Annotated in this window: 7 protein-coding genes; 2 read left to right on the top strand and 5 right to left on the bottom strand. The window is 59.5% G+C overall.

Translation table 11 applies throughout. The features are described from left to right. From AAAB35_RS29175 to AAAB35_RS29155, 5 genes are all read right to left on the bottom strand, one after another. A partial coding sequence (locus tag AAAB35_RS29175) for an ABC transporter permease (RefSeq protein ID WP_340671832.1) occupies window positions 1–915 on the bottom strand: 915 nt, incomplete at its 3' end. Between the two features lie 4 nt (window positions 916–919). Continuing rightward, window positions 920–2,056, bottom strand: coding sequence for an ABC transporter permease (locus tag AAAB35_RS29170; protein WP_340671830.1), 1,137 nt, complete (start codon window positions 2,054–2,056; stop codon window positions 920–922). After that, window positions 2,053–3,801 (bottom strand): ATP-binding cassette domain-containing protein, encoded by a 1,749-nt coding sequence (locus tag AAAB35_RS29165; RefSeq protein ID WP_340671829.1) that lies wholly within the window; start codon window positions 3,799–3,801, stop codon window positions 2,053–2,055. The genes AAAB35_RS29170 and AAAB35_RS29165 overlap by 4 nt, the downstream gene beginning before the upstream one ends. After that, window positions 3,798–4,802 (bottom strand): secretion protein HlyD, encoded by a 1,005-nt coding sequence (gene hlyD / locus AAAB35_RS29160; RefSeq protein ID WP_340671828.1) that lies wholly within the window; start codon window positions 4,800–4,802, stop codon window positions 3,798–3,800. Before hlyD ends, AAAB35_RS29165 begins: the two co-directional genes overlap by 4 nt. A 491-nt stretch (window positions 4,803–5,293) precedes the next feature. Further along, window positions 5,294–5,953, bottom strand: coding sequence for a TetR/AcrR family transcriptional regulator (locus AAAB35_RS29155; RefSeq protein ID WP_340671827.1), 660 nt, complete (start codon window positions 5,951–5,953; stop codon window positions 5,294–5,296). Window positions 5,954–6,053: 100 nt separating this feature from the next. On the opposite strand from AAAB35_RS29155, the gene AAAB35_RS29150 reads away from it, so the two are divergent. Further along, window positions 6,054–7,238 (top strand): HlyD family efflux transporter periplasmic adaptor subunit, encoded by a 1,185-nt coding sequence (locus tag AAAB35_RS29150; RefSeq protein WP_340671826.1) that lies wholly within the window; start codon window positions 6,054–6,056, stop codon window positions 7,236–7,238. A gap of 1 nt (window position 7,239) precedes the next feature. After that, on the top strand, window positions 7,240–8,563 hold a 1,324-nt coding region (locus AAAB35_RS29145), incomplete at its 3' end, for a DHA2 family efflux MFS transporter permease subunit (RefSeq protein WP_340671825.1).

Raw genomic sequence — 8,563 nt, 5'->3', positions numbered from 1 at the left:
CCCGGAAAGGAGCGTCGCGGGCACGATGAACAGGAATGCCCCGAGAATTGCCTGTTGTTGCGTCATCGACAGCGCGGAGATGAACAGGCCGATCCCGACGATGGCCGACAAATAAACGATCCCGCTGCCGTAAAGGTAGATGAGGGAGCCCCTGAACGGGATGTCGAAGAGGAACACCGCTGCAAGAATATAGACCGTGATGTGAAACAGTCCGATTATCATCGGCGGTATGAGCTTGCCGATGAGGATTTCGTGGGTGCGTAGCGGCGAAACCATAAGTTGGTCGAATGTCCCGAGTTCCCGTTCCCGCGCAATCGATAGGGCAGTCACGATCAGCCCAATCAGCATCGCGATGCTGGCGATGAGGTTGGGCACCATGAACCACTGGAACTCGAGGTTGGGGTTGAACCAGTTGCGCGGCACGACGGTAACGGGACCGCCAGGCCCCTTTGGCACAGACGACGCAGCCGGCATCTCGGCGGCCAGACCGGAGGCAATCTGGTTAAGATATCCGGCGACGATCTGGGAAGCATTGGATTTCCGGCCGTCGAGGATGATCTGGAGACCGGTGGCCCGGCGTGCCTCCACATCGCGTGAATAGTTCGTGCCGATCACGACCGCGGCAATCACCTCCTGGCGTTCGATTGCGGTCCTGACGCGAGATTGGTCCTGGGTCAGGACGATGTTCCGGAAGGTAGGAGCGCCATCGATGCGGCTGACCAGTTCCCGGCCCCAGTGTCCATTGTCGCGGTTGAGAACCATGATATCGACGTTGCGCACCTCGAGTGTCGCCGCATATGAGAACACCAGAAGCTGCATGATCGGCGGCACGATGAGGATCAAGCGGCTCTTCGGGTCGCGCATGACGGCAAGCAGTTCCTTGACGACCAGCGCTTTAAGTCGCGTCCACCACATGGCCTCACCCGATCCTTTTGCGCGTGCTCCGCGCCGCGAGTACGAAGAATACGCCGCCGATCAACAACATCACCGCGACCGCTTGCAGAAACATCGGCCATATGTCACCCGCCAGAAAAAGCGTCTGCAGGCTGGGGATCAGGTAGCGTGCGGGAACAATGACAGTGACCCACTGGATTATCTCAGGCATGGAATTGATTTCGAAGAGGAAGCCCGAAAGCAGGAAGGACGGCAGGAATGCCGAAATCAACGCCGCCTGCGAGGCGAGAAACTGGTTTTTCGTCGCAGCGGATATCAGAAGGCCTTGCCCGAGACCGGGCACGAGGAAGGCGGCTGACAAGACATAAAGCGCGAGCACCGAGCCGCGAAAGGGCACGCCGAACAGGAACACCGCCAGCAGGACGCAAAGCGTCATCGACGTCAGGCCAAGAATGAAATAGGGCAGGATCTTTCCCACCAGAAGCTCGATCGAGGTCACGGGTGTCGCCATCATCGCTTCCATCGTCCCTCGCTCCCACTCGCGTGCTATGACGAGGGATGTCAGCAAGGTGCCCACCAGAGTCATGATGATCGCAATGGAACCCGGAACCAGAAAATTCCGACTCGTCAGTTCGGGGTTGAACCAGAACCGTTGCTCGACCGCCTGTCCTTGCCCGCCCTGCGCCTTGTCTGCCGAGCGAATGCTTTTCCACGAGGCCACCACGCCTTGGGTGTAGTTCTGGACGAATTTGGCGGTGTTCGGATCGGAGCCATCGACGATGACCTGGAGCTGCGCATCCAATCCTGCCGCGTAGTTGGCCGTAAACTTTGCGGGGACGACGACGATCCCGCGGATCGATCCGTCGATGAGTTGATCCTCGAAGATTCTCCTGTCGGATCCAAAGGTCACGTCAAAATAGCGCGATGCCCGGAAACTTGCGCTCAGGTCATGCGTCAGCGAGGTTGGCTCTTCCACGACGAGACCGATCCTGGTTCGATCGGTATCCAGCGAAACGCCATATCCAAACAGAAAAAGCATGATCATCGGAAGGACGAAAGCAATCAGGATGCTGCTGGGATCGCGCACCAGCTGATAGGTTTCCTTGCGTACGAGCGCCGCAAGACGCCTGATACGGTCGTGGTCAATACTCTTGCGTATCATGCCGCATCCCTCTCGTCCGATGCTTGGACCAGCGCGATGAATGCGTCCTCCATGGTTGGATCGGGGTTGGCAGCATTGGCAACACCGGCCTTGAGCTCATCGGGGGAACCGAGGGCGATGGAACGGCCGCGATAAATGAGGGAAATCCGGTCGCAATATTCGGCTTCGTCCATGAAATGGGTGGTGACCAGCACGGTCACGCCCTTTTCCACCAATCCGTTGATGTGCGTCCAGAATTCCCTGCGGGTAACGGGATCGACACCGGAGGTCGGTTCGTCCAGAAACAGCGCTTCCGGCTCGTGGATGACGGCGCAGGCAAGGGCCAGCCGCTGTTTAAGACCCAAGGGTAAATCCTTGGCGGACATGGTTTCCGTCTGTTCGAACGAAAAAATCTTCTTCATCAGCGCGATGCGCTCGCGCTTGCGGGTACCTGACAATCCATAGACTCCGGCGAAGAAATCGAGATTTTGCGCCACGCTCAAATCGCCATAGAGCGAGAATTTCTGCGCCATGTAACCCAACCTGTTGCGGGCCTGCGCCGTGTCTTTCCGCAGGTCGAAACCGGCCACGCGGCCCTCACCTTGGCTCGGCTTGAGCAGGCCGCACAGCATCTTGAACGTCGTCGACTTGCCTGCGCCGTTGGGACCAAGCAATCCGAATATCTGGCCACGCGGAATTTCAAAGTTGATGTTGTCCGCTGCTCTAAAATCACCAAATTGTTTGGTCAGTCCTTTGGCTACGATGACAATGTTGCCATTGGACGTGTCGCGTGCGGTCGCAGCTTCGGCAAGCTCGGACCGGCCTCCCGGGCCACCCCCGAGCATATCGACGAAAGCATCTTCGAAACGCGGATCGGTCGGCTCCAACCTAGAGCCTTCCGGCAGAACCTCAATCAACGTGTTTTCCCTGGACGAGGCTTCAACCACAACGCGTATCGCTTCGCCCTGGATGACGCCGTCGACAACGGCGTCATCGTCGAGAATCCGCGTCAGTGCTTGTCTTCTTCGTCCGGAGATGCCGTTGACCTTGAACACGCGCCCCTCGACACGCTGGGTCAATTCATGGGGAGCGCCTGAAAACATCAGCTTACCCTGGTTGAGCAGGAGGACGCTATCACAGGCCTCCGCCTCATCCAGATATGCTGTGGACCACACGACGCCGACCCCCTCCTTCGTCAAATCGGCGACCATCTTCCACAATTCCCGCCGAGATATCGGATCGACACCGACCCCGGGCTCGTCGAGCAGAAGGAGCCTTGGTTTCTTCAACAGCGCACAGGCCAAGCCGAGTTTCTGCTTCATTCCGCCGGAAAGCTTTCCAGCGAGTCTGTCGGAGAAGCGTTTGAGGTCCGTGAAGGTCAGCAGTTCGTCGAAGGTAGCGGCCCTCTGTTCTGGAGGAAGCCCGCGCAGATCAGCATAGAGATCGAGGTTTTCCCTGACCGAAAGGTCCTCATAGAGGCCGAACCTCTGCGGCATGTAACCGATCGATGTCTGGATGGCTGCCGCATCCTGCCTCGTATCGTGGCCGAGCACCGTCAGGCGACCGCTATCGGGTTGCATCAATCCCGTCATCAGTCGGACCAGCGTCGTCTTTCCTGATCCGTCAGGCCCGACGAGCCCTGTGATCTTTCCGGATTTGATACTGCCCGAAACTTTGTCCAACGCTGGAACCGCGGAGCCGAAGGCCTTCGTCACGTCTTCAAGCTGGACGAAGGTCTCGTCGCGCTGGCCATCGGTGATTGTCATTTCGTCTCACCGCCCGCTTGCGGCAGCTTGATCGTCACCGGCATGCCCTGCCGCAACTGCGGTCCGGCATCAGCGATGATGATGCGCAGCCTGTAGACGAGATCGGTGCGCAGCTCGGCTGTTTCGACCGACTTCGGCGTGAACTCCGCCACAGGCGAGATGAACCCGACCGTTCCTTTGACCGGAGCATCCGGATGCGTGTCCGAATAGACGTCGAGTTGCATACCGGGATGTATCTTGCCGAGATCGGTTTCCGGGATATAGCTGCGCACCCATACCGGCTGGCGAAGCGTAAGAACCGAAACGATGTCGCTGGAACTGACGATGGCCCCTTCCTCGCGTACCCGCGACAGAATAATCCCATCGTTGGGGGCTCGGAGTTCCGTGTCGGCAAGAGATGTCCGAGCAGAGGCAAGCTTCGCCTCGGCCGCCGCCAGATTGGCGCGTGCGGTAGCGATGTCCTCGGCTCTCGACCCCTCCTGAAGAAGCCCCAATGCTTCCCGCGCGGACTCGGCACGCGCCACAGCGGCTGCATGCTGTGCGCTCGCCTCATCGAGCCCTGCCTGCGAGATCGTGCCGTTCGGGCGCAGGCGAACCGCTCGCTCAAGGACCAGTTCCATATGCTCGAGATCGGCGAGCCTTTCGTTGAGTGTCGCTGCGGCCTGGGCGATCTCGGACTTCCTCGGGCCGGCAACGAGCTTGTCCAGGGTAGAACGAAGCCCGAGGACTTCGGCTTCGACCGCGTCCACGGCGTTTTTGTAGGGGACATTGTCGAGGCGGGCTATAACGCTTCCTGCCTTCACGTCATCGCCCTCTTCGAAGAAGACTTTCTCGATCCTGCCGGTGACGCGAAACCCGAGGGGCACCTGTCTGATGTCGATGTTGCCATACATCGTGAAAGGTTTGTCGTCCACCCAACCCAAGGCCGGAATCTCGAACCACAGGCCAGCGATAGTCGTCGTCGCTAAAAGAATGCTGCCGAATATCAGCGGTTTTCTCATGCTGCGTCTCCTCTGGCGTCACAGGGTTCGAAATCATGACGATCTGCATCGATCTGCTTTGTCGGAGTGTGATTGCCCGCGGCAGGAACTCCCCGAGTGCGAGCCGCGCAATTGGCTTGCTCGATTGGCATCGTGTTGCCTGCAGGGAAAACGATACAAGCCCTGGATTCATCATCACTGTTGCGTCGAGTTTGCGTGGCTCGCGCAAAAAAAATAGCCGCTATGGCGAACATAAACATCCCATCCATTAGTTTGGGTGACCGATACCGAAGTCCATGACGCGGGGATGCAATCACGCCGCGTTTCTGAACTTCGAGTTGCTTGAAGTAGGGGTCAGATACTGAGGTACCAATTTGGCAAAGTCAGCAAAAACGCTGCTGCCGTTGCGGTGAAAATGACGAACGCGACGAATGGAATGTATCCTTCCTCGACCTTCCGATTGTCATTTGCTGCTGCAAAACCAGGCCCGGCGACGTAAGTCTCAACGCCAGTCATTGCGCCCGTTCCTTCGGGGCGGACCGATGATTGCCGCCATAGATTCCATGAAGGAAGATGCCGATCGCCGAAGCCACGAAGGCTTCCGCTTCCGCTCGCGACGGCGGCGGCCGCAACCCGAGAATGACCTGCAAATGCAGGTTGTCGCGCAGCATGCCAACGAGGTGGTCTGCCGCTCTGTGGCAGTCGTCGATCCGGATTTCACCGCGGGCCTTTGCCTCTTCCAGCACTTCGGCAAGGCGGCCTGAGGCTCGGCCCGGGCCTTTGTCGTAAAAACCTTTCGCCAGTTCAGGAAAACGCTGCGCCTCCGTCATGATCGAGCGATAGACGCCGATGAGGGCAGGCGACATATAGATCGCCAATAGCCGCCGCCCGAATTCGAGCAGGATTTCGTTGAGGGTCCGCCCGGGAAACCGTTCGACGGAGAGGGCCGCGAGCGCTGTGTCTGCACTCTCGGTAACCAGCGCGGTGAACAGGCCCTCCTTGTTTCCGAACTCGTTGTAGATATTCCGCTTCGAGCCACCGATGCGTTCGATGATCGCGTCGATGCTGGTCGCGGCGTAGCCCTGTTCAAAGAAGACCTGTGCGGCCGCCTCGAGAATCGCGGCGCGTCGTTCTTCCTGAGGCATGCGCTTTGCGCGAGCAGGTGTGGCCATGGGGGACTCCAACGATATTTGCTTTTGCCCCTTGACTGGTACGGTACATTACCATACCTGTCAAGTAGGTACGGAGCATTACCAAATATGGATGGTGGGCATGGAACTTGTGAAAGACACAGCAACGGACGAAAATGGAGTGATCAGCCTGAGGCGGGAAGACGACGCCCAGGCCAATCAAGCGCCACCCAAGGAAAAGCGCCGCAAGAAGCTGTTTCTCGTGTTTGCAGGGGCACTGGCCTTGACCGCAACAAGCTGGTGGGGCTGGTCGACGTTCATTGCCGCTGACACCGAAACCACCGAGAACGCATACGCCAACGTCGAGGTGTCCCAGGTAACCTCCCTTGTCAGCGGCCCGGTCAAGCGCGTTCTCGTCGTCAATAGCCAGCAAGTCCGATCCGGCGATATTCTGGTCAAGCTCGATGACACCGATCTGCGGCTGGCGGTCGAGCAGGCCGAAGCAGCGCTCGGCCGGGCGCGCCGCCAGGTCCATCAGATGGTTGCAAACGACGAAACCCTGGCCGGGCTGGAGGCCGCCCGCGCCGCGGACGAGGCGACGGCGAGGGCCGATCTTGCCCGTGCGCAAGCTGATCTCGACAAGGCCCACCTGGACGACGGCCGCGCGCAGACGCTGTCAGTCAAGGGTGTGATTCCAGTTCATCGGCTCGACGATACGGAAACGGTGGTCCGGCAGGCCCAGGCGGCGATTTCCCAGGCCAAAGCCCGCATCGCAGCCTCGGAAGCTGGTCGGGCTGCTGCCGCGGGGGCGCGCCGCGCCAATCAGGTGCTGTTCGAAGACACCACCGTCGAGACGAATCCCGAGGTCGTGGCGGCGCAGACAAAGCTGGACCAGGCCAAGGTCGACCTCGAGCGTGCCATGATCCGCGCGCCCGTTGACGGCATCGTCGACCAGCGCAGGGTGGCCGTTGGCCAGCGCATTCAGGCCGGCACGCCGATCATGGCCGTGGTGCCCCTGCAGGACATGTATGTCGATGCCAACTTCAAGGAAGTTCAGCTCCGCCGCGTCAAGCCCGGGCAGCCCGTGCACCTGGTTTCCGACCTCTACGGGACAGACGTTGTCTATCACGGCCGCGTCGAAGGCTTTGCTGGCGGTACGGGTTCTGCATTTGCCGCGATACCGGCACAAAACGCGACCGGCAACTGGATCAAGGTCGTCCAGCGCCTTCCGGTGCGGATCCGGCTCGATCCGAAGGAACTGAACGAACACCCATTGCGCGTCGGCCTGTCGATGCACGCGACGATCGATCTGTCGGAAGCCCATTAAAATGTCGGAAGCCGGTCATCCGCCACTGAGCGGAGCAAAGCTCGTGCTGGCGGCGGCCGCGCTGTCGTTCGGCAACTTCATGGTCGTCCTCGACACGACGATCGCCAATGTCGCGATGCCGACGATCTCGGGCGACCTCGGCGTTTCGACGACGGAGGGAACCTGGATCATCACGGCCTATGCCGTTGCCGAGGCGATTACGGTGCCATTGACAGGTTGGCTGGCGCGACGGTTCGGGGAGGTTCGCCTCTTCTCGGTCTGCGTCCTCGCTTTCGTGATCACGTCAATCCTCTGCGGTCTCTCGGGAAGCCTTGAAATGCTGGTGCTGTTCCGGATTCTTCAGGGATTCGTGGGCGGGCCGCTCATTCCATTGTCGGCGACATTACTGATGTCGGTCTTTCCGAAGGAAAAGTCGAACGTCGCTCTGGCGATATGGGGCCTGACGACCGTGGTCGCGCCCATATTCGGACCGATCCTCGGCGGGTATATTTCGGACAACTACTTCTGGGGCTGGATCTTTTATATCAACATCCCGTTTGGCGCGGCTGTCGGCGGCGTGACGTGGTGGCTGATGCGAAACAGGGAGACCGCGATCGAGCGCAAGCGCATCGATGTTGTCGGCCTGCTCCTCCTCGTCGTCTTTGTCAGCGCCTTTCAGCTGATGATAGACAAGGGGCGCGAGCTGGACTGGTTTTCCTCCGATTTCATCGTGGGGTCGGCCATCGTGGCAGCCGTTTCGCTGGTTGCCCTCGTCATTTGGGAATTGACCGACGAAGACCCGGTGCTCGACTTTTCGGTCTTCAAGTCCCGCAACTGGGTTGTATCGACGGTGTCGCTCGGCCTGATGTTCGGGTTGTTCTTCGGCAACATCGTCCTTACGCCGCTGTGGCTTCAGCAGATGATGGGATATACGGCGACGTGGGCGGGCCTCGCGACAGCGCCGATGGGAATACTGGCGGTCATCACAGCGCCGATTGTCGGACGTCTCATGACAAAGATCGATCCGCGACTGATCGTCAGCTATGGCATGGCAGTGCTGGCTATCTCCTTTTACATGCGTGCCCAGTTCACTGCGCAAGCTGACTACATGTCCGTCGCGATCGCAATGTTCGTCCTGGGTGCAGGCGTGCCGGCTTGTCTTGTGACATTGACCTCGTTCGCCGTCTCCGATCTTCCACCGGAGAAAGTTGCAAGCGGTTCCGGACTGCAGAACTTCATCCGCATCATGGCGATGGCGGTCGGAGCCTCGCTCACAGCCACCTACTGGGAGCATGCCACAAAGGAGAGCAGGGCTGATCTCGTGTCCATCATCAATCCGACAACGG

Source organism: Phyllobacterium sp., assembly GCF_037994425.1.
Taxonomy (GTDB): Bacteria; Pseudomonadota; Alphaproteobacteria; order Rhizobiales; family Rhizobiaceae; genus Phyllobacterium.
This window is presented reverse-complemented; position numbering and strand designations above follow the sequence as displayed.

Bases quoted from the DNA above. Each gene is read 5' to 3' on its own strand.
- AAAB35_RS29170 (WP_340671830.1), bottom strand. From the start codon at position 2,056: ATGATACGCAAGAGTATTGACCACGACCGTATCAGGCGTCTTGCGGCG.
- AAAB35_RS29165 (WP_340671829.1), bottom strand. From the start codon at position 3,801: ATGACAATCACCGATGGCCAGCGCGACGAGACCTTCGTCCAGCTTGAA.
- hlyD (WP_340671828.1), bottom strand. From the start codon at position 4,802: ATGAGAAAACCGCTGATATTCGGCAGCATTCTTTTAGCGACGACGACT.
- AAAB35_RS29155 (WP_340671827.1), bottom strand. From the start codon at position 5,953: ATGGCCACACCTGCTCGCGCAAAGCGCATGCCTCAGGAAGAACGACGC.
- AAAB35_RS29150 (WP_340671826.1), top strand. From the start codon at position 6,054: ATGGAACTTGTGAAAGACACAGCAACGGACGAAAATGGAGTGATCAGC.